Origin of the sequence: Erwinia sp. 9145, assembly GCF_000745075.1 — a bacterium.
Classification (GTDB): domain Bacteria; phylum Pseudomonadota; class Gammaproteobacteria; order Enterobacterales; family Enterobacteriaceae; genus Erwinia; species Erwinia oleae.
Genome location: NZ_JQNE01000001.1, coordinates 3,036,276 through 3,057,528 on the forward strand (window position 1 = coordinate 3,036,276; position 21,253 = coordinate 3,057,528).

General features: G+C 55.1%; 23 protein-coding genes. 8 read left to right on the forward strand and 15 right to left on the reverse strand.

The window, feature by feature from the left end:
- Positions 1-2 precede the first annotated feature (2 nt).
- Positions 3-1,334: a PTS transporter subunit EIIC gene (locus tag FA91_RS14380; RefSeq protein ID WP_034916724.1), complete on the reverse strand. Its 1,332-nt coding sequence runs from the start codon at positions 1,332-1,334 to the stop codon at positions 3-5.
- Between the two features lie 189 nt (positions 1,335-1,523).
- Here FA91_RS14380 and FA91_RS14385 point away from each other — a divergent pair, with 189 nt between their 5' ends.
- The 3 genes from FA91_RS14385 (at position 1,524) to FA91_RS14395 (ending at position 4,308) form a co-directional block, all read left to right on the forward strand.
- Positions 1,524-1,850, forward strand: a complete 327-nt coding sequence (locus FA91_RS14385) for a PTS lactose/cellobiose transporter subunit IIA (RefSeq protein ID WP_034916726.1) — start codon at positions 1,524-1,526, stop codon at positions 1,848-1,850.
- 416 nt (positions 1,851-2,266) lie between these two features.
- Positions 2,267-3,403 (forward strand): epoxide hydrolase, encoded by a 1,137-nt coding sequence (locus FA91_RS14390; protein ID WP_034919355.1) that lies wholly within the window; start codon positions 2,267-2,269, stop codon positions 3,401-3,403.
- Positions 3,400-4,308 (forward strand): alpha/beta hydrolase, encoded by a 909-nt coding sequence (locus tag FA91_RS14395; protein WP_034916729.1) that lies wholly within the window; start codon positions 3,400-3,402, stop codon positions 4,306-4,308. The genes FA91_RS14390 and FA91_RS14395 overlap by 4 nt, the downstream gene beginning before the upstream one ends.
- 244 nt (positions 4,309-4,552) lie before the next feature.
- Here FA91_RS14395 and FA91_RS14400 read toward each other — a convergent pair whose 3' ends face one another.
- Complete coding sequence (locus FA91_RS14400) at positions 4,553-5,458, reverse strand: LysR family transcriptional regulator (protein WP_034916730.1); 906 nt, start codon at positions 5,456-5,458, stop codon at positions 4,553-4,555.
- A 118-nt stretch (positions 5,459-5,576) separates the two neighbouring features.
- Between FA91_RS14400 and FA91_RS14405 the strand changes: the two genes are divergently transcribed.
- The 3 genes from FA91_RS14405 to FA91_RS14415 all read left to right on the forward strand — a co-directional run bounded on the left by FA91_RS14405 (position 5,577) and on the right by FA91_RS14415 (position 7,667).
- Complete coding sequence (locus tag FA91_RS14405) at positions 5,577-6,167, forward strand: flavodoxin family protein (protein ID WP_034919358.1); 591 nt, start codon at positions 5,577-5,579, stop codon at positions 6,165-6,167.
- Between the two features lie 63 nt (positions 6,168-6,230).
- Positions 6,231-7,295 (forward strand): aldo/keto reductase, encoded by a 1,065-nt coding sequence (locus FA91_RS14410; protein WP_034916732.1) that lies wholly within the window; start codon positions 6,231-6,233, stop codon positions 7,293-7,295.
- An 84-nt stretch (positions 7,296-7,379) separates the two neighbouring features.
- On the forward strand, positions 7,380-7,667 hold the full coding sequence (locus FA91_RS14415; RefSeq protein ID WP_034916734.1) for a DUF1330 domain-containing protein: 288 nt from the start codon (positions 7,380-7,382) through the stop codon (positions 7,665-7,667).
- A gap of 258 nt (positions 7,668-7,925) precedes the next feature.
- On the opposite strand, the gene FA91_RS14420 is transcribed toward FA91_RS14415, so the two are convergent.
- The 11 genes from FA91_RS14420 to FA91_RS14470 all read right to left on the reverse strand — a co-directional run bounded on the left by FA91_RS14420 (position 7,926) and on the right by FA91_RS14470 (position 16,791).
- Positions 7,926-8,240: a hypothetical protein gene (locus FA91_RS14420; RefSeq protein WP_156103089.1), complete on the reverse strand. Its 315-nt coding sequence runs from the start codon at positions 8,238-8,240 to the stop codon at positions 7,926-7,928.
- A gap of 168 nt (positions 8,241-8,408) precedes the next feature.
- Positions 8,409-8,822, reverse strand: a complete 414-nt coding sequence (locus FA91_RS14425; protein ID WP_051937193.1) for a nuclear transport factor 2 family protein — start codon at positions 8,820-8,822, stop codon at positions 8,409-8,411.
- The gene (locus tag FA91_RS14430) at positions 8,819-9,307 is read right to left on the reverse strand and encodes an Rrf2 family transcriptional regulator (protein WP_051937195.1); all 489 of its coding nucleotides are present in this window, start codon (positions 9,305-9,307) and stop codon (positions 8,819-8,821) included. The genes FA91_RS14425 and FA91_RS14430 overlap by 4 nt, the downstream gene beginning before the upstream one ends.
- Positions 9,308-9,596: 289 nt before the next feature.
- Positions 9,597-10,460 carry an alpha/beta hydrolase gene (locus FA91_RS14435; protein ID WP_034916735.1) on the reverse strand — a complete coding sequence of 288 codons (864 nt, stop codon included), beginning with the start codon at positions 10,458-10,460 and terminating at the stop codon, positions 9,597-9,599.
- A gap of 307 nt (positions 10,461-10,767) precedes the next feature.
- A complete protein-coding gene (locus FA91_RS14440) occupies positions 10,768-11,634 on the reverse strand; it encodes a DMT family transporter (RefSeq protein WP_034919368.1) in 867 nt (288 codons plus the stop codon).
- A 5-nt stretch (positions 11,635-11,639) separates the two neighbouring features.
- Entirely contained in the window at positions 11,640-13,016 is a 1,377-nt protein-coding gene (locus FA91_RS14445; protein WP_034916737.1) for an amidase, read from the reverse strand.
- Positions 13,009-13,215, reverse strand: coding sequence for a hypothetical protein (locus FA91_RS14450; RefSeq protein WP_034916738.1), 207 nt, complete (start codon positions 13,213-13,215; stop codon positions 13,009-13,011). The genes FA91_RS14445 and FA91_RS14450 overlap by 8 nt, the downstream gene beginning before the upstream one ends.
- Before the next feature lie 9 nt (positions 13,216-13,224).
- Complete coding sequence (locus FA91_RS14455) at positions 13,225-14,241, reverse strand: ABC transporter substrate-binding protein (RefSeq protein ID WP_034916739.1); 1,017 nt, start codon at positions 14,239-14,241, stop codon at positions 13,225-13,227.
- 2 nt (positions 14,242-14,243) lie between these two features.
- The gene (locus FA91_RS14460) at positions 14,244-15,080 is read right to left on the reverse strand and encodes an ABC transporter permease (protein WP_231566775.1); all 837 of its coding nucleotides are present in this window, start codon (positions 15,078-15,080) and stop codon (positions 14,244-14,246) included.
- Between the two features lie 15 nt (positions 15,081-15,095).
- The gene (locus tag FA91_RS14465; protein WP_034916743.1) at positions 15,096-15,881 is read right to left on the reverse strand and encodes an ABC transporter ATP-binding protein; all 786 of its coding nucleotides are present in this window, start codon (positions 15,879-15,881) and stop codon (positions 15,096-15,098) included.
- Positions 15,874-16,791, reverse strand: coding sequence for a carbon-nitrogen hydrolase family protein (locus FA91_RS14470; RefSeq protein WP_034916745.1), 918 nt, complete (start codon positions 16,789-16,791; stop codon positions 15,874-15,876). The genes FA91_RS14465 and FA91_RS14470 overlap by 8 nt, the downstream gene beginning before the upstream one ends.
- 136 nt (positions 16,792-16,927) lie before the next feature.
- Between FA91_RS14470 and FA91_RS14475 the strand changes: the two genes are divergently transcribed.
- Entirely contained in the window at positions 16,928-17,587 is a 660-nt protein-coding gene (locus FA91_RS14475; protein WP_034916747.1) for an XRE family transcriptional regulator, read from the forward strand.
- A gap of 75 nt (positions 17,588-17,662) precedes the next feature.
- On the opposite strand, the gene lysA is transcribed toward FA91_RS14475, so the two are convergent.
- Positions 17,663-18,916, reverse strand: a complete 1,254-nt coding sequence (gene lysA / locus FA91_RS14480; RefSeq protein WP_034916749.1) for a diaminopimelate decarboxylase — start codon at positions 18,914-18,916, stop codon at positions 17,663-17,665.
- 118 nt (positions 18,917-19,034) lie between these two features.
- Here lysA and FA91_RS14485 point away from each other — a divergent pair, with 118 nt between their 5' ends.
- Positions 19,035-19,955, forward strand: a complete 921-nt coding sequence (locus FA91_RS14485) for a LysR family transcriptional regulator (protein ID WP_034916751.1) — start codon at positions 19,035-19,037, stop codon at positions 19,953-19,955.
- Here the strand turns inward: FA91_RS14485 and FA91_RS14490 are convergent.
- Positions 19,952-21,115: an MFS transporter gene (locus FA91_RS14490; RefSeq protein WP_034916753.1), complete on the reverse strand. Its 1,164-nt coding sequence runs from the start codon at positions 21,113-21,115 to the stop codon at positions 19,952-19,954. The genes FA91_RS14485 and FA91_RS14490 overlap by 4 nt on opposite strands.
- Positions 21,116-21,253 lie beyond the last annotated feature (138 nt).

Consider the following 21,253-nt stretch of genomic DNA (forward strand, 5'->3'; position numbering starts at 1 on the left):
CCTTAGTTAACGATTTCAGGCTGCATGGCTTTTGCTTCCGCCGCCTCGGCCCGGCGCGCAGCAATTTTCACAAACGGCAGGTAAACCAGCACGGAAACAAGGATGCAGACGATCTGCGTGATCACCGCGCCCATCGATCCGGCGGTGGACAGCCAGGCATTGATGATCGGCGGCGTGGTCCAGGGCACCATCACCACCGCTTTGCCGGCGAAGCCGGTCACCGTGGCGAAGTAGCCTATCGATCCGGTGATCAGTGGCGTAATAATGAAAGGAATAGCCAGAATCGGGTTCAGCATGATCGGCATACCGAAAATCACCGGTTCGTTGATGTTGAACAGGCCGGGGCCGAATGAGAGCTTGGCGATTTCGCGCATCTCTTTACGTTTGGTCGCCAGCATCACTGCGCTGAGCAGGCCGATGGTCAGACCGGAGCCGCCGATGCTCATATAGACGTCCCAGAACGGCATGGTGATGATATTCGGCACCTCTTTGCCCTGCTCGAACGCGTTCATATTGACGAGGATCGCGCCCAGCAGCAGCGGCTCGCGAATCGGTTTCACCATCTGGTTGCCGTGAATGCCGATCACCCAGAAGAGCTGGGCGACGAACATCAGCAGCAGGATACCCCAGAGGCTCTGTACCACCGACTCCAGCGGCTGCTGCACCACGCGATAGACGGCGTCATAGAGATACATGCCGGTCACGCGATGAAAGATGAAGCCGAGCGTGGCGATAGCCGAAACGGTGATAATGGCCGGGATCAGCGCCGAGAACGAGGCCGCGACATTTGGCGGAACGGTATCCGGCATTTTGATTTTCAGCCGCTCGACGTTCTCCAGCCGGCAGTAGATTTCGACCGATAAAATAGCGATAAACATGCCGAGAAACAGGCTCTTGGTATCGGAAAACTGTTTCGCCAGCACGTCGGTAACCTCGTGCATCTGCCCATCAACCAGCATGGTGATGGTGGTAGGCGTCACGGCAATGAAACAGATAATCGCCAGCAGGCCGGGGAACAGCGTTTTGATGCCGTTGATTTTTCCCAGCTCAATACCAATCAAAAACACCGCGCCGATATTCAGAAAGCTGAGCGTGGCGTAGTTGATGCTGGTGGTGATGGGTTTGAGTTCAGCAAGGAATGCCAGCGCCTGAAAGCTTGCCAGGCCGTTTTTAGCATCCAGCACCATATTGGAAATGAGCACCGAGAAGGCACCCACGATTATCACCGGCATCAGCGTGATGAACGAGGCTTTGATCGCCATGATGTAGCGATAGCTGTTGAATTTGGTGGCGAAGCTTCCCAGTGAGTCGATAAGCCGATCCTGTAGAGACATGCGTCATACCTCAGAAGTAAGTGGTCAGTCGTTCCGGTATTTTTATTGCCCTGGTGAAATTCCGTTCTCTTGGCATACCAAAAGTAAACAAACCCTCTTAATTTTCTGTGATTCAACTCGCAGAAGTGATTATTGGTATTCCGATAGGATAATTAAGCAAAATTTGGCATACCAATAACCGGAGGCACTATGGATTTTGAGCAAACCATGATGGAGCTGTTAATCAGCGCAGGCGAAGCACGTTCTCATGCAATGAGCGCGATCCAGTTTGCCCGCAAGCGTCAGTGGGCTCAGGCCGATGAGGCGTTGGCCGCCTCGCTTGACGCATCGAAAGGGGCGCATCACATTCAGACACAGCTAATCGGAGCCGATGAGGGCTGCGGGAAAGTGCCGGTGACGCTGATCCTGGTGCACGCGCAGGATCATCTTATGAACGCGATGCTCTGCCGCGATCTGGCGGAAGAGATTGTGCTGTTGCGGAAAGAGATGTTTGGTTCTGAAGCCTCAGGCACGTGACGTAAAACTCGCGCCGGTGAAGATGGAATTGGCGGATGCAGAAGAAAATTCTTCTTATTCAAAGGCGTAAGATTAACCACATCCATGCCCACTCTGCTCGCTTCCCTTGCGGGAACTTGAGCCGGAAAGGGGATAACGCTGACGGTGACTGAATGATAAAGTGAATACAGTTTGTCTTATAAAAATATCAACATTCCTTTGATATTAATGGTTTTTAATTACTGAGCAATGTGCTCCCTGCCAGCTACCAGAAGCGGCGTTTGAGCGTTCTCTTCATCAAGTCGCCTGCTCGATCAGAGGAAACGCGACTGATTGCCTTTTAAAACATTGAATTTAACCGTTCCTTCTGCGCCGCAAAAAGCGCGATGACGTATGCTATGTTTTACACCATTGCGTATCATCACAGCGAGGTAAGCATGAAACGCTACGAAATTTGTCTGTCGGAGAATGTTTTAGCAAACCTGCAACGCAAGATCGCTGACTTCGACTGGAGTAATCTACCCGATGACCATGGATGGGATCACGGGGTCGGTAAAGCCGACCTGAAGCGGCTGGTTGAATACTGGCGAGATCGTTTCGACTGGCGGGCTACGGAGCGCAGACTGAACGAACTGCCGCATTATCTGACCACGGTAGAAAATCAGCCTGTCCATTTTATCCACATCAAAGGGGATGGTTCGAAGCCGCCATTAATGCTGCTGCATGGCTGGCCAGGATCGTTCATCGAGTTCGGGCAACTCCTCGAGCCCCTGGCTGCGGATGGTCACGATATCGTCGTACCCTCGCTGCCGGGATTTGCCTTTTCGAACCCTGTCACGAGCATTATCGGCCCGGCACGGGCGGCCGGCATCATGCACTCCCTCATGGTTCAGCTGTTCGGCGATGAACGCTATATCGTCCAGGGCGGCGACTGGGGGGCGCATATTGCAAGCTGGATGGCTTACTACAACCCCGACGCCCTGTTGGGCTTTCACGTTAATATGGCATACATTTTCGCTGAGGATGCCATGCCCACGTCTGAGGCGGAAAAACAATGGTTGTCGCAGCGTGACGCCAACCTTCGTCGCGAAGGCGCTTACAGTCAGGAGCAGGAAACCCGCCCCGACACCCTCGGTGCGGCACTGACTGATAGTCCGACGGGTGCTGCTGCCTGGATACTCGAAAAATTCGGCATGTGGTCAGACCTGCCTGAACAGGCCGACGGCAGTCCTGATCTTTGGGCACGCTATACGGAAGAGCAACTGCTCACGAACATCATGCTCTATGTCGGCACATCGGCAATGGCGACAGCAACCTGGATTTATCGGGGCATGCGGCTCGAACAATCGAACCTTTTTCCGGCAGGAACGCGTATCAAAGTGCCAATGGCAGTAGCAGCGTTTCCTGACCCTGTGTTTATTCCCGCTCCGCGTTCATTTCTGGCGAAGACTTACAACGTCGTGCGTTACACCGACATGCCGTCAGGAGGACATTTCGCGGCTCTTGAAGAGCCGCACTCAATGCTGGCGGACCTGCGCAGCTTTATCGCTACGATCGCGGCGTCCGCATCATGAAGATTATCGAAACCGACGCTCTTCACATCGCTTATCTGGACGATGGCGCACATACCGGCTGGCCAGTCATCCTGTCCCACGGTTTTCCCTACGATGTCCATGCGTTCGACGATGTCGTACCGGCCCTCGTTGCCGCAGGTGCCCGCGTGATCCGGCCGTGGTGTCGCGGTTTCGGTGGAACGCGGTTCAAATCGTCGGCATGCATCAGGAGCGGACAGCAGGCCGCACGTGCGCTGGATATCGTTCATCTTGCTGATGCGCTCGGCCTTCATCAGCCGGTGCTGGCCGGCTTCGACTGGGGCGGCAATGCTTCGTGCGCTGCGGCAGCGCTCTGGCCGGATCGCTTCGGCGCGCTCGTTTCCTACGGCGGATATGACGTGATTGATGTTCAGCAGCAGCTTCAGCCTGCGGCGCCAGCTCTTGAACGTACCTGCTGGTATCAGCATCTTTTCCAGTCGGAACGAGGACGTAAGTGCCTCTATGAAAATCGGCAAGCGCTATGCCGCCTGCTCTGGCGCGACTGGTCACCGGGATGGGTCTTCGATGACAGCACCTACGACCGCTCTGCCGCCTCGTTCGACAATCCCGATTTTGTCGAGGTGGTCATTCACTGCTATCGATGGATGGCGGGGGCAGAGGCTGGTGAACCCGACCTGCAACCCCTGGAAAACAAGCTGGCACAACGTCCGCTCATTACGATTCCTGCCGTCACCCTCGATAGCACACGCGATCCCCTAAAGCCGGATGGAACCGCGCATCATGCGCGTTTATTTGCCGGCAGGCACTCACACCGCAGCGCCACGTGCGGCCACAATTTTCCCCAGGAACAACCTGACGTTTTTGCCCGGGCCATCCTGGATGTTAAGCATTGGTTTACAACGCAAGAAAGGGGATCGTCCGCATAACTTTTGGGTGCTGCGTCCGGCATGATCACGTGGCACACATGACAGCGCTAACCGGCCGCTATCTGTTCCAAAAAATCGCTTCATGATCTGAGTGCAGTAAGTGCGTTTCTCTGTTGTATGGCAACGTCACACTTGTAAGCATCGACCCGTTGAACTCACCGCCAGAAGCGGCCGTTGCAAACACCCGTTCGTATTAACGGAGCAGGTCAACACGTTGACTTTGACCTGCTCCGTTTTCCAGACTTCAGTCAAAATATGGTTTCAACACTTCTTCCGTCCAACTCATAAAAGCCCTCACTCGTTGCGACAGATTGCGCCGGTGCGCGACGACGAAAGATGCATTGAGCGGCCTGGGCCGCAGGTTGGGAAGGACTTCAACCAATGTTCCACGTTTGATATGGGGTACGAGTGCGGAATAACCTCCCTGAATTAATCCCAAACCTGCCAGCCCTGCTTCATGGTAGGCCGGTACGCTATTGACCGTCATTGTGCCAGGTAACATCAGAAACTCGTAACCCTCACCTGACGGATATTCCCATCCATCAGGTTTCGCACCAAAATTCCGCATGTAATGAACCATCCTGTGTCCCTGACTGAGAAGGTCATCAATCGACTGTGGCACACCGAAGCGCTTCAGATAGCAAGGACTTGCCGCATTGATCATCCGTAATTGTCCCAGCGGCCGGGCAATCAGGGTTTCATCAACAAGGGGACCGAGACGAATGACGCAATCAAATCCTTCCAGAACCAGATCAACACGGCGGTCAGTGCTTGAAAGCTCAAGTTCAAATTCCGGGTGATCATCCAGAAGTTGTGTCAATGCAGGAATAACGACGCTTTGCGCCAGAATAGCCGGCATGTCGACACGTAAACGCCCTCGAAGTGACATTCCGCCAGCAGAAAACATTGACCGAAGTTCCTCTGCCTCGGCCAGCAGGTCGCGGGCTCGCGAATAAAAAATGCGGCCATCTTCAGTTAACTGCACGCTCCGAGTGGTTCGGTGCAAAAGCGTAGCGCCTACATCCTGTTCGAGCTCGCGCACCACCACAGAGGCGCGTCCTTTCTGAATACCGAGGCTTTCAGCCGCCAGGGTAAAGCTCTTCATTTCTGCCACGCGCGCAAAAATATTCAGTGCCTCAAGATTTTTCATTGTTCATCACCGGGATAACAGTGCGTTAATTTTTACATTATTTATACCTACTTTAATACTTAATAGACTGTCTTCACACCGCGTTATCCCACGCAGGCACTTGATGAAGGCAATTATCATGACTCAAAACCTTTCAACGATTAAATCTGTAGTCGTCTACCACTCTGGCTATGGGCATACAGAACGGATGGCGTCCGCTGTAGCTGAAGGTGCCAGCGCCACACTGGTCGCTATCGATCCCGAAGGAAACATTGCTGAAGGCGAATGGACAAAGCTCAGCGAGGCGGACGTGATTCTGTTCGGTTCGCCCACCTATATGGGTGGACCGAGCTGGCAGTTCAAAAAATTTGCCGACGCCTCGTCGAAACCCTGGTTTGAGGGGAAATGGGTTAACAAAATCTTCGGCGGTTTTACCAACAGCGCAAGCATCAATGGTGACAAGCTGAATACCCTGACCTATTTCTTTTTGCTGGCCGGTCAGCACGGCGGTATCTGGGTCAACATGGACATTAAGTCTTCGAATACCAGGGCCTCATTACGCGATGACCTTAATCGAATGGGCTCAAATATCGGTCCTATGGCACAAACCCCTGCCGATGCTTCTCCTGAAGAAATGTCATCAGGGGATCTTGAAACAGCCCGCCTTTATGGCGCACGTGTTGCAAAAATTGCCGCACAGTTTCACCCAGTGCATCCACAGAGTCATTGAAAACCCCCGGTGCAAATCCTGAATCAGCACCCGGCGTCACGGCTTACGAGGAAGGTGAAGTAAATGAAATATAAGCAACTTGGGCGTACAGGCTTGTTTGTTTCGGAATTGTGCCTCGGCACAATGACGTTGGGCGGCAACGCGGATGCGGGTATGTGGTCCTCCATAGGCGCAGTACAACAGGACGAAGCAAATCAGCTTGTCGCGAGAGCGCTCACCGGCGGAATTAACTTTATCGATACCGCCGATATTTATTCCTTCGGTCAGTCTGAACGTATTACAGGAATTGCGCTAAAAGAGCTTGGCGTTGCACGCAGCGACGTTATTCTTGCCACAAAAACAGGCGGGGTGATGGGGCCTGGCCCCAACGCTCAGGGAGCATCACGTGGTCATATTATGGATTCTGTCCAGAGGAGTCTGGAAAGACTTCAGGTCGATCATATTGATTTATACCAGATTCATGCGAGCGATCCGATCACGCCCGTAGAGGAAACGTTACGTGCTCTTGACGATCTGACGCGACAGGGTCTGGTCCGCTATGTTGGCGTGTCGAACTGGTCCGCAGGGAAACTCGGCAAGGCGCTGGGCCTGAGTGAAGCGTTATGCGCCACACGATTTGAGACTCTACAGGCGTATTACTCTATTGCTGGTCGTGACGTGGAGCGCGAGTTGGTACCTCTGGTCCGTGAAGAAAATATGGGTCTTCTTGTCTGGTCTCCACTTGCCGGCGGATTACTTTCAGGAAAATTCGGGCCCGATTCATCACCGGAAGGCGATACCCGCCGTAGCAAATTCAATTTCCCACCCGTTGATCCCGATCTGGCCTGGCAATGTGTTGCCGAAATGCGCGCCATTGCAGAACAACACGGCGTATCGGTCAGCCGCATAGCGCTTGCCTGGTTACTGGCCAGACCATACGTCACCAGCGTCATTATCGGCGTTAAGCGAATCGATCAGCTTGAGGACAACCTGGGCGCAGCAAGTATCATTCTGACAGCAGAGGAGCTGATCCGACTGGATGCGATCAGCGCCCTGCCGCCTTTTTATCCAGGGTGGATGATTGAGCACCAGGACGCCGCTCGCCGCCAGGCATTCTCTCGTTCTCAGAATGAGGTTAAGACACTGTAAAATCCCGCATCCTGCGCACTGCATGTTTGCGTGCAAAACTGCATTGCGCCGGAATACATCCCCTCGGACAAAAGAGATAAATAAATGAAAAAAGGCTATTTAATCGCGCATATCACCGTTTCAGACGCTGTCGCCTACGCCGAATATGCCAGGGCTGCCGGAGAGGCAATGCAGGAGTTCAGTCCTGAAATCATTGCCTGGTCAGGTCAGTATGAAAATCTTGAGGGAGAATCCCATGAACGGCACGTCGTTTTTGAGTTTGCTTCTTTTGACGAAGCCAGACGTTTTTATGAGAGCCCCGGATATCAGGCCGCCAGAGCACTGCGTGCAGGCGCGGCGACCGGAACTTTTGTGCTGGTTGAAGGCGCTTAATTTTCGGCGTAATAGTTATTGAAAATAACACTGCCCTGGCAATAAGGCCTGTCGGAAGGTAGACCTTATTGCTAAAGATGATTTTTATGTGGGTAAACAACAATATCAGGATGATTTTGGAACATGCATCCTTTATACGTTGAGCCATTGAACTCACCGCTCATAGCAGATGCTACGTCCACGACGAGCTTGTTTTGTGCCAGAAACGGACGTTTAACCTGAATGGCAGTCCCCCTCCAACGCACAAGTGGTCATGTACTAAAGTGCCCCTTTTCGTTGAGCCTGATAAATCGTAGCGTACGTTGGCACGTAGCCAAGGCTGCGGGCCAACGATCCATCGACATGCAGGTGCCAGGGATTGATTACCGGTTCAGCTGATGGCTCCATGGTTTCACCCAGCAACTGTAGAAGTTCGTAGTAGGAAGTCGGCGCCTCATCGACAATATTGACCACACGCCCGTCCATTGCCCCAGTCAACCCGAGCAGGATGGCAGTGGCAATATCACGATGATGGATCAGACTCATTTTCTGTGCCGGGTGCCATTTAGCCTGCACAGCATATTTGGGCAGCATTTCCAGATGCCCGTCTTTGTCACCGTAAACGAACCCATAGCGCTGGATTGACCAGTTTAGCCCACTCTTGCGTAAAACCTTTTCTGCCGCCAGGTTTATGTGGAAATGAAAAGGCAAATGATTAAAGGTATCTGACCAGAGAAAATTGTTGTTTTGGGCGGTGCGATATTACTTCGCACCTTCCGATGCTTCAGAGACTGCCACACCATTTTCCATCATCAGAAATGAAGTAATCAGGCCCTCGGAGATATCCAGTACGATGATAAAGGGGGTCGCCATAGATTTTTCAGTGACTAAATCAATAGCCGCTATCCCTCCATATATCATGGCTCTGCGCTCATTCGCCAGGATATCATGGATCTCGAAGAGGGTTCTCTGAAGTCGTTTTCCTGATTCAGATATAAAACGGGTGACTGAATCTTTACCATGTTGCTGGCCAATCCAGGGGTAAGCGGCTTCATTTCCTGGAATATTCCACAGTAAGTCTTCAGCAAATAATTCAACGACTGAGGGTGCTGATGAAGGGTTAGCCAGTCGTTGCAAAAATGTTTGCGCAATAATTATGTTCTGCTCAGCGGTCATAACGTTACTCCGTTTTTCGATTGTTTTTTTCTCACATTAATATCGTCCAATATGTCCTGAACACTAAGCTGGCTGAGCTTCCTTTCAACCTCGCACTGAATATCAGCTCGAACATCCGTTAACACATCCTGAATATTTGTGCTAATAAAACAACCAGCCACTTTCTCATAGTGGTGGATAGCAAATAAGCCTGGAGCCTTGACTGCCCGGTAAACATCAAGCAATGAGATAGCATCAGCCTCGCGTGCCAGGCTGGTGCCACCATTGCGCCCACGAGACGACACTAATAAGCCGCTTTTTACCAACTTTCCGACAATCCTCTTAATAAAAATGGGGTTAGCGTTAACGCTTTGCGCCAATTGGGCATTATTGACATGCATATATCTGGCGCTACCCACCAGAATATGTATTGCGATAGAGAACTGAGTATTGTCAACCGCCACAGCGATACCCTTTGGCTTCGTCATTTTCGCATAAAGTACCATTTTACACCCGATAAAGATACTTCTTTGGTATCCTTATTGGACAGAATAAGCCCCCTGTTTTAACTGAAGTAGTAATCAGGATCCGCTCAAGCGTTGTCAGTGCTGCTGGCCGATTCCTCGTCAATTAACACACCGCGCGGTTTGAAAGACTTTCACCAGTTATGATGATCAACAGAGAACTTCTGCTTTTCGCTCATAGCGGACGGTGCGCCCGCATAAGTCAGCGTAGTGTCAGGCGCGGACGTCCATGACATTTCACCTTGTTCATATTCTGAGAGCAGGTGAAGCGCTAACTGCGTTGTAACAAAAAATGCCGGAGTGCAGCTGTCACTTCTTCTGGTGCTTCTTCAGCCATATGATGGCCGCTGTTGATGGCGTTGCCCCGCACATCCGATGCCCAGCTTTTCCAGATACCCAGGACGTCGCCGTATATCTCTTCCAAATCATCATATTTTGACCATAAGCAGAGCGTCGGACAGTCAATCATCCGTCCATTCTGACGATCATGAAGCTCGTGCTCTTTGTCTATATAAAGACCGGCGCGATAGTCTTCGATCATCCCATGTACAGTTTCCGGATCGTGTATGGCTCGCCTGAATTCAATGTACTCTTCGTCTCCCATTGATTCGGGTTGGCCGCCATACCACTTGTCCGGATCGGCCAGAATTGCGCGTTCTGGTTTTTCTGGTTGCGCAAAGAAGAACCAGTGATACCACTGTCGGGCAAACTTCTCATCACAGCGGTTAAGTGCTTCAAGTATTGGAACGCAATCCAGTACGGCCAAACGCGTGATTCGATCCGGGTAATCAAGAGCGGCGCGGTAAGCTGTGTAGCTTCCCCTGTCGTGTCCAACAACTGCAAACTGTTCAAAGCCCAGATGACTCATCAACTCAACGCAATCTCTTGCCTTCGCTCTTTTAGAAGAACCAGCATGATTGGGCAAATCGGCAGGTTTTGAAGATCGCCCGAAACCACGTAAATCAGCACATACCACAGTAAAGGATTTAGCGAGTTCGGGGGCGACTTTTGACCATGTAACGTGGGTACGTGGGTGTCCGTGTAACAGCAAAACCGGCGGCCCATTGCCGCCATAACGTACATTAAGTACCGCTTCTGAAAGCCTTATTTCGGTATGCGTAAATCCCTTAAACATATGCTTTTACCCAGCTGGTAGTTAGTAAAAATTTCAGGCAGATTCTGCTGGCATACTTTGCTTAACCAGGCGAAAAAGGGGCTCGAATGTGGCATCGGCATTAGGATCCCCTGCCAGATGAACTTTTTTTACTGTCATCGTGCCGGAACCTTATTTCGTTACCGTCATTATCTGGCTGATACTGAAACAAGGTAAAACGATGTCATGGCGGGCGGCAAGTACAGGCTTAAGATAAATAATCAGGCGGGACAGGACGCGTGTTATAAAAATGTCTGAATAGTGAAAAGCCCCCTCAGAGAAAAAGGTTTCATACCAGCACGCGCCTTCTTAAAACCTGCACGCGCACCACCGCCAGCAGAATACCGCCGACAATCAATAGCGTGCCGAGCACTTTGCTGTGGTCGAGGGTTTCATGCAGGATCGCCACGCCCATCAGCAGCGCCAGCGCCGGGCTGAGTAGCGACCACGGCAAAATCTGGCTGGCGGGATAACGTTTCAGCAAGCCGTACCACAGCGAATAAGCGAGAACCGATGAACCTGACGCGCTGTAAATAACCCCCAGCCAGCCGCGCCAGCCCGCCTGCATCAGCAAAGTGAACTGATGTTGCTCGGTGAGCCACGAACTGAGCCCCACCAGCGGGATAGCAAACAGCGACAGCCAGCCGGTCATCGCGAGCGGCGCAATCGGCGGCAGACGTTTAATTATCACCGTGCTGCACGCCCAACCGCAGGCGCTGATTAGCAGCCACATTATGCCCTGCCAGTGCGCCAGCGCCGGGCTGCCCGCCAGAATAATCACGCCGGTAAACGCAACCAGCACACCGCCAATTTGTCGATAACCGAGCCGCTCTTTCAGGCAGAAGGCCGCCAGCAGCATCGCCAACGGCGTTCCCATCTGAATGAACACCGCAGTGGTGCCGGCGTCGGCAGTCTGCATGCCAATCACCATCAGACCAAAATGCACAAACCCGAAGGTAAACGCCAGCAGCAGCATACCGGGTAACTGGCGGCGCGTCAGACGATGAAAGGGCAACAGCATCGCCGCCACCAGCACGAAACGCAGCGTCAGCATAAACAGCGGCGGCAGTTCCATCAGACCAAACTTCATGGCGATGACGTTAAAGGCCCAACCATTGACCACCACTATCAGGATCAGTACATCGCGCAGCGACACCGGTTTCACGCACGCAACCGCGTTGGCGTTTGCAGATGATAATCGTGCTCCTGCTGGAAGCGACGTGCCATCGCCAGCAGCTGGCGTTCGGCACCGTCGCGTCCAATCAGCTGCATACCAATCGGCATGCCGTCGCGATCAAAACCCGCGGGCTGGCTGATGGCCGGTAACGCCGACAAACTCGCCAGCGCGTTGTAGCGCATATTGCCGGTTAACACGCTCTCTTCACGATCGCCCATCTGAATCGCTTCCAATCCTTTGTGCGGCGCGGTAAAGGGCAGCGTCGGCACCAGAATCACCTCCACCTGACTGAGATGGTGCAGCAACTGCATCCGCAAGCTGGTGCGGAAGCGCTGCGCCTGTAGATACTCCACCGCCGTAATGCTCAAACCGGCCTGAAGCAGTTTGCGCACGTCCTCACCGTACTCATGCGGGCGATCCGCCAGCCACGCAGCATGCAGCGACGCCGGTTCGGCGAGGTTAATCAGCACTAACGCGTTCACCGCCTGATCGAGCCCGTGGATATTCAGCGTCTGGCAACGCGCGCCCGCCGCGCTGTACCACTGCACCATCTGGTCATAAGCGGCAGCGACGTCAGGCTGCACCTGTTGGTGCACGTCCGGCAATAAGCCGATACGCAAGCCTGCCAGTTCAGGCAGTTGGCTGAGTGTGCCGGGTTGCGCCCGACCATCAAGCACGTTGAACAGCACTTCGCACTCTTCGGCATAACGCGCCAGCGGACCGACGGTGTCAAGACTGGTGGCCAGCGGGAAAATGCCCGCGGTGGAAAGCCTTCCCACGCCCGGTCGCAGGCCGGTGATGCCGTTCATCGATGCCGGCAAGCGAATCGATCCGCCGGTATCGGTGCCGAGTGCCGCCAGCGCGCTGCGCACCGACGCAGCCACGCCCGAGCCGCCGCTCGAACCGGCGGGAATGCGCGCGTCATCCCACGGATTGCTGCTGGCGCCATAATGGGGATTATTGGTGGTGCCGCCCCACGCAAACTCATGCATGTTGGTGCTGCCAATAATCAGTGCGCCAGCCTGTTTCAGGCGCTGCACCACCACCGCATCGCGGCTGGCGATGTTGCCGCTGAGGATTCGGCTGCCCGCATGCATCTCTTCACCAGCCAGATCGATATTGGCTTTGATGGCAATCGGCATGCCGTGCAAAGGTCCGGGATCGTAGCCCTGATCCAGCATGCGCTGGCTGGCGTTGGCGCTCTGGCGCACCTGCGAAACATACACTTCGCTGAACGCATTGAGATCGTGCGTGGCTTCTTCGCGCGCCAGGCAGGCTTCCACCAGTTCCGGCACGCTGGTTTGCCGCGTGCGTAGCTGCTGCGCCAGCGTTAACATTGAGGCGTCAATCACATCACTCATGCGGTAACTCCAGCGGTGGTTGCAGCGCGGATACCCACGCGTTCGCCGGCAACAAGGTCGGCGGGAAATGCTGCGCGGCAAAGGCGCTCACGCCCGCCGCACGCGTTTCGCAATCGGTGAGTAAATGCTGCAACTCCGCAGCCCCGGCCGCACAGTGACGCTGGATCAGCGCCAGTCGCAGTGCAATGGGATCGATCATGGCGGCTCCTTATTTATCGCCCAGCGCGTCAACCGCCGCTTTGGCTTTGGTTGCCAGCCCGACGTTGACGTTGTTCTGATAAGAGGTGGCTTCGGACGGATAGGCTTTGATGTTTTTGGCATAAAGCGCGATGTTCATGTTGTTGTCCCACGCCTGCTGCGACACCAGTACGTTCTCCGGATAACCTTTGGCATCAATCTCACGCTGCACCGCTTTCTTCACCACCGCTTCAGGCAGCGCCGGGAAGTATTTCCGCGCGATCTGCACCGATTCTTCCTGATGTTTATAGATGAAGCGCGAGGCCTGCTCAAAGGCGGTGACAACCGCCTGCGCCGCCTGCGGATTTTTGTCGATGTACTGCTGCGTAGTGGTCAGGCTGGAGAAGGCGAACGGATACCACGATTGCGCAGAGGAGAACGAATAGACCACATGCAAACCGTTCTGCTGCTCAGCCATTGTCACCTGCGGCTCGGCGGCCAGCGCGTAATCCGCACGACCCGCCGCCACCGTGGGGATTTCGTTACCGATCGCCACATGTACCAGCTTCACGTCCTTCAGGTTATTCTGTTTGATCAGATAACTCATGAACGCCCAGGTGGTATCCGGCTGTGGGCTGGTCACCACGCGTTTACCGGCTAACAGCGATAGGTTGTCCTGTAAGGAGGCGGCTTCTTTACCGAAGACAAAAATGGTCGGCGCGTTTTGCACCCCGGCGACCACGACGCCTTTGCCGCCGTTTTCACGGGTTTTCGGCACAAACACCGGATCCTGGATTGAGAAGTCCGCCGAGCCGCCGATCACCGCCGCCCAGGACTGCGCCCCGCCGCCGCCGGTGCTGATTTTAACCTCAACGCCCTGCTGTTTGAAAAAACCCTGCTCCTGCGCCACATACAGCGGCAGATAGAGCAACGACTGGAAAGCCTGGTTAATACGTACCGGCGTGTCGGCAGCCAGCGTCGGGTTGACACAGACTATTGAAGCCAGAGAGACGGCGGCAGAGATCGTAGCGAAGCGAAATGTTTTCATGATTATTTCCTGTCCCAGGAGAGAATGAGGCGTTCAAGAAAGGCCACCAGCGCGTTAAAACACAGCATCATCAGCATGACCAGTACGACCCCGGCCAGCACAATGTTCATACCGAAGTTGGAGCTGCCGAGCAGGATCATGTGCCCGACGCCCGCATCGGAAGAGATGTATTCGCCAACGATAGCGCCCACCAGCGCAAAACCGACGTTGAGGCGCAAACCGGACAGCACCCACAGCATCGCCGACGGCACCACCAGCCTGAAAAAAATGGTGCCGCGTCCGGCGTTGAAGGAGCGCAGCAGGTTGATTAAATCGGGATCGGTGCGCATCGCGCCCTTATACGAGGTGGTAAGCGACACCACCACGCAGGAGAACGCGACGATCACCACCTTCGACAGCATTTCAGTGCCGAACCAGATGATGGTCATCGGCGCAACCGCCAGGACCGGGATCGAACCAATCGCCGCGATAAAGGGCGCGGCAAGATCGGAAATAAAGCGCGAGTACCACAGCAGCAGACCTGAGATCGAGCCGCCCACGGCGCCGACGGCAAAACCGACCAGCGTTTCCACCGCCGTGACGCGGATGTCGGTCAGCATCTCACCGCTCTGGAAACGCGCCGCCAGCACCGCCCACACCTGTGACGGGCTGGAGAAGAGAAACGCATTAATATTGCCGCTGCGTACACCGAGTTCCCAACCGCCGAGCAGCATCACCACAATCGCTATCTGCAATACCAGCAGCGTGTAACGGCGCGCGTTAGCCGAACGGAAGAAGGTTTCGCGCGTGCTGCGATTGGCGGTGGCGCCGAGCGTCGGGCGCGTGGATACCGAATTCATCACCATGTCATCCTCTCAGTAGTTTACCGACTCGGGCTGCGTGCCGATGCTGCGCCAGATGCGCTCGTAATAGTCATTGAAGCGCGGCGCCAGGCGACGTTCGGGAATCGACAGGCTGTGGGTGCCGAGATCGACCTCAATCTCCTGCACGATTTCGCCCGGTCGCGCTTTCATCACGTAAACGCGATCCGACATCGTTACCGCCTCTTCGATATCGTGGGTAATGAAAATCACCGTTTTGTGCTGCTCTTTCACCACGCTGAGTAATTCGCTTTCCAGCGCAATTTTCAGCGGATAATCCAGCGCCTTATAGGCTTCATCCATCAGGATGATTTCCGGATCCGTCACCATCGTGCGCATCAGTGCCACGCGCTGGCGCATTCCGCCGGACAGCTGCGACGGGTATTTCTGCTCATAACCGGTCATTTTGTAGAGTTCGAACAGTTCACGCGCCCGGGCACGCGCTTTGGCTTTCGGCGTGCCGCGCACTTCCAGCCCAAGGATCACGTTGTCAATCACCGTACGCCACGGAAACAGCAGATCCTTTTGCAGCACATAGCCAAGTTCCGGCGAAGGCGTCCCGGTGGTTTCACGGTTTTTCAGCAGAATACTGCCGCTGTCGGGCATCAGCAGGCCGGTGATGATGTTGAACAGCGTTGATTTACCGCAGCCGCTCGGCCCGACAAACGAGACAAACTCATTGCGATTGGCGTGAAAGTTCAGGTTACGCAGCACCGTGACGTCACCGCCTGCCGTTGGATAACTTTTATGGATGCCTGTGGCTTCCAGCACCTTACTCATGGCTTTCTCCCAAAGGTCGCGCATGGCGATTGTGAACCGTCAATGGCGAAGGCGGCGCCTGCACCGGAACGTAATCTTTCAGGAAGTGATAACCGAGATAGTCACTGCTGCGCGCACGCATAATGGCGGATTGAATCTCCACGTTGGCGAGCGCCATGCCTTCGGTGGTGCCGCTGTCGGCGATGATGGTGCCAAGCGGATCGATGATGCGGCTGTGACCGTGGTAATGCAGATTGCCGTGTTGTCCGCACAGGTTGGATTCGATCATCCAGCACTGGTTCTCCAGCGCGCGCACCCGACCAAACAGCGTATAGCTATCGACCATCGGATCGGCATCGCCTGCGCTACCGTCACCGCCGTAGCCCCACGCGGTGGGCATGATCATGATATCCGCCCCCTTCAGCGCCAGCTCACGGGTACTTTCCGGGAACACTTTGTCGTAGCAAATCAGCATGCCAATGCGACCAAGCGGCGTGTTAAATACCGGAAAATCGCTGCCCGGATAGTAAACGTGTTTTTCATCGCCCGGCTGGTGCACCTTGCGATACACGCCAACGAAACCTTGTGGCCCCAGCAGCACCGCGCTGTTGAACAGCACTTCGGCCCGTTCCGGATGGCGCTCTGTCATGCCGAACACCACATGCAGGCCGAGCTGCGTCGCCTTATGCTGCAACGTCACAATGCTGTCACCCTGTGGCACCACCTCGGCCTGCTGCATTTGCCACGCCACCGCTTCGCCGCTCCAGTTGAGCGTGTCCGGCAGATACCCCTGTAATATCTGCTCAGGGAAGATAACCAAATCGGCCCCTTCCTGCGCGGCAAGCGCCATCCAGGCCAGCAGGTTATCGAGATTGCGCGCTTTATCGTAAAACGCCGGTAAAGTGACGCTGGCGATGGTGATGGCGGTCATGGCAACAGCTCCTGAAGGTTTTTTTCTAAGCTGCTACTTAACGCAAACAAAGACCAATATAGTTTTCTTATAGGAAATTTTTTCTCATATGTGAGAAATTACTTTCACGTTCACTATGTGGAAGAGAGTCAGCACTATGAAAGCCACCCGACAGCATGAAGCCTCCGGGCTGGGCGCAGCCACCACCGGCGAGCAGGATTTTGGAACGCGCATCAGGGCGATACGTCAGGCGCGGGAGCTCACGCTGGAGCAGGTTGCGGAGTTAAGCAGCGTGTCGATCTCCACGCTTTCGAAGATTGAAAAAGGCCAGGTTTCGGCCTCGTTCGATACCATCGCCAGGATTGCAAGCGCCTTTGATTACTCGCTGGCCGAGCTGTTTACAGAAGAGTTGCCGCATCAACCGCTCACCAGCGGCAGCATTCAGGGCCGTCGCACTTACACGCTGGCGGGCCAGGGCCTCACCTTTACGAATCCGTGGTTTCGCTACGAAGTGCACGCGGCCGAACTGTTGGTGAAAGGCATGATCCCGGTAGTAATGGAGATTGAAACCCGGCAGCTGCCGCCGCATGACGCCTGGTCGCAGCATGCGGGCGAAGAGTTTATTTACGTGCTGAGCGGTGAAGTGATGCTGCATACGCAGCTGTACGCGCCGCTACGCCTGGCCAGGGGCGACAGCGCCTACATCGACAGCACCATGCGCCATACCTTTGTGCGTCTCGGCGACGAGGCCGCCAGTCTTATCTCCATCTGCCAGACGGAAAAACTGGATATTGAGGATCTGGCGCGCGGAGGTTGATCGACGCGAGCGCGAAGCATAAAGCGACCTGAAAAAAACCGCTCACGTCTCCGATGCTTTCAGGGCTGTGTTTAATTACCTCTCCAGCGCCATCAGCTCCTGAATGGTCTGTGGACGGCGGATCTGTCTCGGCTGCCCGTTCTCAAACAGCACTTCCGGCAGCAGCGGCCGGCTGTTGTAGTTGGAAGACATCGATGCGCCATAGGCGCCGGTATCATGGAATACCAGATAGTCGCCTGGTCTCACGGCGGGTAGCGCCCGCGTTTCCACCATGCCGCCCTCCAGCTGGGTGAAGACATCGCCGGACTCGCACAAAGGCCCCGCCACCACGCTCTCTGTGGTGGTGTTTTCATCCAGATCGCGACCGTCGCCCGCTATTGCAGAAATATGGTGATAGCTGCCGTACATTGCAGGACGCATCAAATCGTTGAAGCCCGCGTCCACTAACACAAAATGACGGCTGCCCATCTGCTTCACCGCGCGCACCTCAGAAACCAGCACGCCCGACTCGGCCACCAGAAAACGGCCCGGCTCGATCTCAAGCTTCACCGGATGATTCAGGTGCGCCGCCACCCGCTGACGCGCGGCGTCCCACAGGCCGTAATAGTGATCGGTATCAATGGCTTCTTCACCATAACGATAAGGAATCGACAGGCCGCCGCCGGCGGAAATCGCCGTCAGATCCTGACCGAAAGCGACAACCTGATTCACCATCGCGTCACACACCTGCTCAAGGTGCGCATAATCCACACCAGAACCGATATGCATATGAATGCCCACCAGCCGCAGACCGTATTGCTGAATGGCTGCCAGCGCCAGCCCCAAATCGGTGTGCCAGATACCGTGTTTGCTGTTTTCACCGCCGGTATTGGTTTTCTGACTGTGGCCGTGACCAAAACCGGGATTCACGCGCAGCCACACCGGATGGCCCGCCGAAACCTGCCCCAACTGATGCAGCATATCGACCGAACCGGCGTTCACCGGAATTTTCAGTTCGGCCAGCCGCGCCAGTACCGGCTTATCAGCCACGTCTGCCGTGAAAACAATTTCATCGCCGCCCGGCTGATAGCCCGCCGCCAGCGCACGTTCGATCTCGCCCAGCGAAACGGAATCCACCTTCACCCCTGCTTCGCGCATCAGTCGCAGAATATGAATATTGGAGCAGGCTTTCTGCGCGAAACGCACCACGTCGAACTGGCGTAGCTTGTTGATCCGTTCACGAATAATATCGGCATCGTAGGCCCACACCGGGCCGCCGTAGTGGCGAGCCAGCGACAAAAGGCTGGCGTGATTCAACGCGGTATCGGTATTGCTGAGGGGCTGCGGCATGATGTCTTCTCCTGAATGAGAAGGTCATTACGCCACAGACGAAGCGGGATAAAAAATATCTTTTTTGTCGTAAGCTATTCATCCATGATATGGGTTTACATCCAAAACGGACAGTAAAATGCGTAATATCACTTTGCGCCACGTCGAAATTTTCCATGCGGTTGTCACCACCGGCAACCTGACCGAAGCGGCGGCGCTGTTACATACTTCGCAACCCACCGTCAGTCGGGAACTGGCACGCTTTGAACGGCTTACCGGCCTGAAGCTTTTCGATCGCATTCGCGGGCGGTTGCAGCCAACCGTTCAGGGGCTGCGGCTGTTTGAAGAGGTACAGCGCTCCTGGTACGGGCTGGACAGAATTATCAGCGCGGCTGAAGGGCTGAAGCAGTTTCGTCAGGGCGAACTGTCTGTTGCCTGCCTGCCGGTTTTCTCGCAGTCGCTGCTGCCGCCGCTTTGCCAGCCTTTCTTGCAGCGCTGGCCGGAACTCAGCCTGAATATTATTCCGCAGGAATCGCCTTTACTGGAAGAGTGGCTCTCGGCCCAGCGTTACGATCTGGGGCTGACGGAAACCCACCACGCGCCTGCGGGAACCGAGCGCACCGAGCTGTTCACGGGCAATGAAGTATGCGTCCTGCCTGAGGGACATCCGCTGGCAGAAAAAAAATGCCTGACGCCGCAGGACTTTGCCGGGCACAACTACATCAGCCTGTCGCGTACCGACAGCTATCGCCAGCTGCTGGATCATCTTTTTACTGAAAACGGCGTGCAGCGCAGAATGGTGATGGAAACCCACAGCGCTGCCTCGGTCTGTGCCATGGTGCGGGCAGGCGTGGGCGTCTCGGTGGTCAATCCGCTGACGGCGCTGGACTATGCCAGCAACGGCGTGGCGATCCGCCGTTTCAGCATTGAGGTGCCGTTCACGGTGAGCCTGATCCGCCCCCGCCATCGCCCCTCCTCGGCGCTGGTCGAGGCATTCAGCACCCATCTGATGCAGCAGATCGGCCTGTTTACCCGGCGCCTGGCGACGCTGCTGGATTAAGCACGCGCGGTTTGCGTCCGTCCACCGGTGCGACGAAAGGTGATCAGGCAAATAATCAGCCCCATCACCGCGAGCAGTGCAGCGGCAATCGGTACTGCCGTCAGGCCGTAACCCTTGCCGATCACGGCGCCGCCCACCCAGGCACCCAAAGCGTTGCCGACGTTAAACGCGGAAATATTGAGCGTGGAAACCAGATTCGGCGCCTCGTTGCCGTGGCGCACCACGTTAATTTGCAGCCCCGGTACGGTGGCAAACGTCGCCATCGCCCATAAAAACAGCGTGATCTCCGCCAGCCAGAGCGCGTGGCTGGTCCATGAAAATGCCAGAGAGAACAACGCAATCAGCGAAAAACTGAGGATCAGACTGAACGACACTTTCCAGTCGGCCAGTTTGCCGCCAAGAATGTTGCCCACCGTCAGGCCCGCGCCGATCAAAAACAGCGTCCAGCTCACGCCTTTGTCACTCACGCCGGTGACCTGCAACAGCAGCGGCGCGATATAGCTGAACAGCGTAAACATCGCCGCAGCGAAAAAGATCGTCATCAATAGCGACAGCCACAGTTTACCGTTAGCCAGTGCGCTAATTTCACTGGCAAGATGCACCGGTTTTTCTTCACGATGACGCGGCAGGCTGACGAACAGCGCAATAAACGCCAGAATGCCGATCATTGCCACGCCCCAGAACGTCGCCCGCCAGCCGAAGAGTTGACCAAACCAGGTGCCCAGCGGCACGCCCAGTACGTTCGCCAGCGTCAGGCCGGTGAACATCAGCGCCACGGCAGAAGCCTGTTTCCCCGGCGCGACCAGGCTGGCGGCCACCACGGCACCGATGCCAAAAAACGCGCCGTGGCACAATGCCGTCACCACGCGCGCCAGCATCAGCAGGTTATAGCTGAACGCCAGCGCGCAAAGGCCGTTGCCAACGATAAAAATCACCATCAGCAGAATAAGCGTCAGCCTGCGCGGCAGGCGAGCGGTCAACAGCGCCATGATTGGCGCACCAATCGCCACACCCAATGCGTAGCCGCTAATCAGCCAGCCCGCCGAGGGAATGGACACCTGAAGATCGCCGGCTACTTCCGGTAACAGGCCCATAATGACAAATTCTGTCGTGCCGATGGCAAAAGCGCTCAGGGCCAGCGCCAGCAAAGAAAGAGGCATAAAAAACTCTCCGAATGAGAACAGGAATAAAGCAGGAAACGAGACGACACATCTTTCGTGCAGGCAAAGAGCGCGTTTAGGTGTAAAATTTGATCTGTATCACAAACGCATTACAGCATAGCTCACTGGCGCTTTATA

What these genes read in the sequence shown, in the direction of transcription:
- FA91_RS14380 (WP_034916724.1), bottom strand. Translation starts at nt 1,334, where the DNA reads ATGTCTCTACAGGATCGGCTTATCGACTCACTGGGAAGCTTCGCCACC.
- FA91_RS14385 (WP_034916726.1), top strand. Translation starts at nt 1,524, where the DNA reads ATGGATTTTGAGCAAACCATGATGGAGCTGTTAATCAGCGCAGGCGAA.
- FA91_RS14390 (WP_034919355.1), top strand. Translation starts at nt 2,267, where the DNA reads ATGAAACGCTACGAAATTTGTCTGTCGGAGAATGTTTTAGCAAACCTG.
- FA91_RS14395 (WP_034916729.1), top strand. Translation starts at nt 3,400, where the DNA reads ATGAAGATTATCGAAACCGACGCTCTTCACATCGCTTATCTGGACGAT.
- FA91_RS14400 (WP_034916730.1), bottom strand. Translation starts at nt 5,458, where the DNA reads ATGAAAAATCTTGAGGCACTGAATATTTTTGCGCGCGTGGCAGAAATG.
- FA91_RS14405 (WP_034919358.1), top strand. Translation starts at nt 5,577, where the DNA reads ATGACTCAAAACCTTTCAACGATTAAATCTGTAGTCGTCTACCACTCT.
- FA91_RS14410 (WP_034916732.1), top strand. Translation starts at nt 6,231, where the DNA reads ATGAAATATAAGCAACTTGGGCGTACAGGCTTGTTTGTTTCGGAATTG.
- FA91_RS14415 (WP_034916734.1), top strand. Translation starts at nt 7,380, where the DNA reads ATGAAAAAAGGCTATTTAATCGCGCATATCACCGTTTCAGACGCTGTC.
- FA91_RS14420 (WP_156103089.1), bottom strand. Translation starts at nt 8,240, where the DNA reads ATGCTGCCCAAATATGCTGTGCAGGCTAAATGGCACCCGGCACAGAAA.
- FA91_RS14425 (WP_051937193.1), bottom strand. Translation starts at nt 8,822, where the DNA reads ATGACCGCTGAGCAGAACATAATTATTGCGCAAACATTTTTGCAACGA.
- FA91_RS14430 (WP_051937195.1), bottom strand. Translation starts at nt 9,307, where the DNA reads ATGGTACTTTATGCGAAAATGACGAAGCCAAAGGGTATCGCTGTGGCG.
- FA91_RS14435 (WP_034916735.1), bottom strand. Translation starts at nt 10,460, where the DNA reads ATGTTTAAGGGATTTACGCATACCGAAATAAGGCTTTCAGAAGCGGTA.
- FA91_RS14445 (WP_034916737.1), bottom strand. Translation starts at nt 13,016, where the DNA reads ATGAGTGATGTGATTGACGCCTCAATGTTAACGCTGGCGCAGCAGCTA.
- FA91_RS14450 (WP_034916738.1), bottom strand. Translation starts at nt 13,215, where the DNA reads ATGATCGATCCCATTGCACTGCGACTGGCGCTGATCCAGCGTCACTGT.
- FA91_RS14455 (WP_034916739.1), bottom strand. Translation starts at nt 14,241, where the DNA reads ATGAAAACATTTCGCTTCGCTACGATCTCTGCCGCCGTCTCTCTGGCT.
- FA91_RS14460 (WP_231566775.1), bottom strand. Translation starts at nt 15,080, where the DNA reads ATGAATTCGGTATCCACGCGCCCGACGCTCGGCGCCACCGCCAATCGC.
- FA91_RS14465 (WP_034916743.1), bottom strand. Translation starts at nt 15,881, where the DNA reads ATGAGTAAGGTGCTGGAAGCCACAGGCATCCATAAAAGTTATCCAACG.
- FA91_RS14470 (WP_034916745.1), bottom strand. Translation starts at nt 16,791, where the DNA reads ATGACCGCCATCACCATCGCCAGCGTCACTTTACCGGCGTTTTACGAT.
- FA91_RS14475 (WP_034916747.1), top strand. Translation starts at nt 16,928, where the DNA reads ATGAAAGCCACCCGACAGCATGAAGCCTCCGGGCTGGGCGCAGCCACC.
- lysA (WP_034916749.1), bottom strand. Translation starts at nt 18,916, where the DNA reads ATGCCGCAGCCCCTCAGCAATACCGATACCGCGTTGAATCACGCCAGC.
- FA91_RS14485 (WP_034916751.1), top strand. Translation starts at nt 19,035, where the DNA reads ATGCGTAATATCACTTTGCGCCACGTCGAAATTTTCCATGCGGTTGTC.
- FA91_RS14490 (WP_034916753.1), bottom strand. Translation starts at nt 21,115, where the DNA reads ATGCCTCTTTCTTTGCTGGCGCTGGCCCTGAGCGCTTTTGCCATCGGC.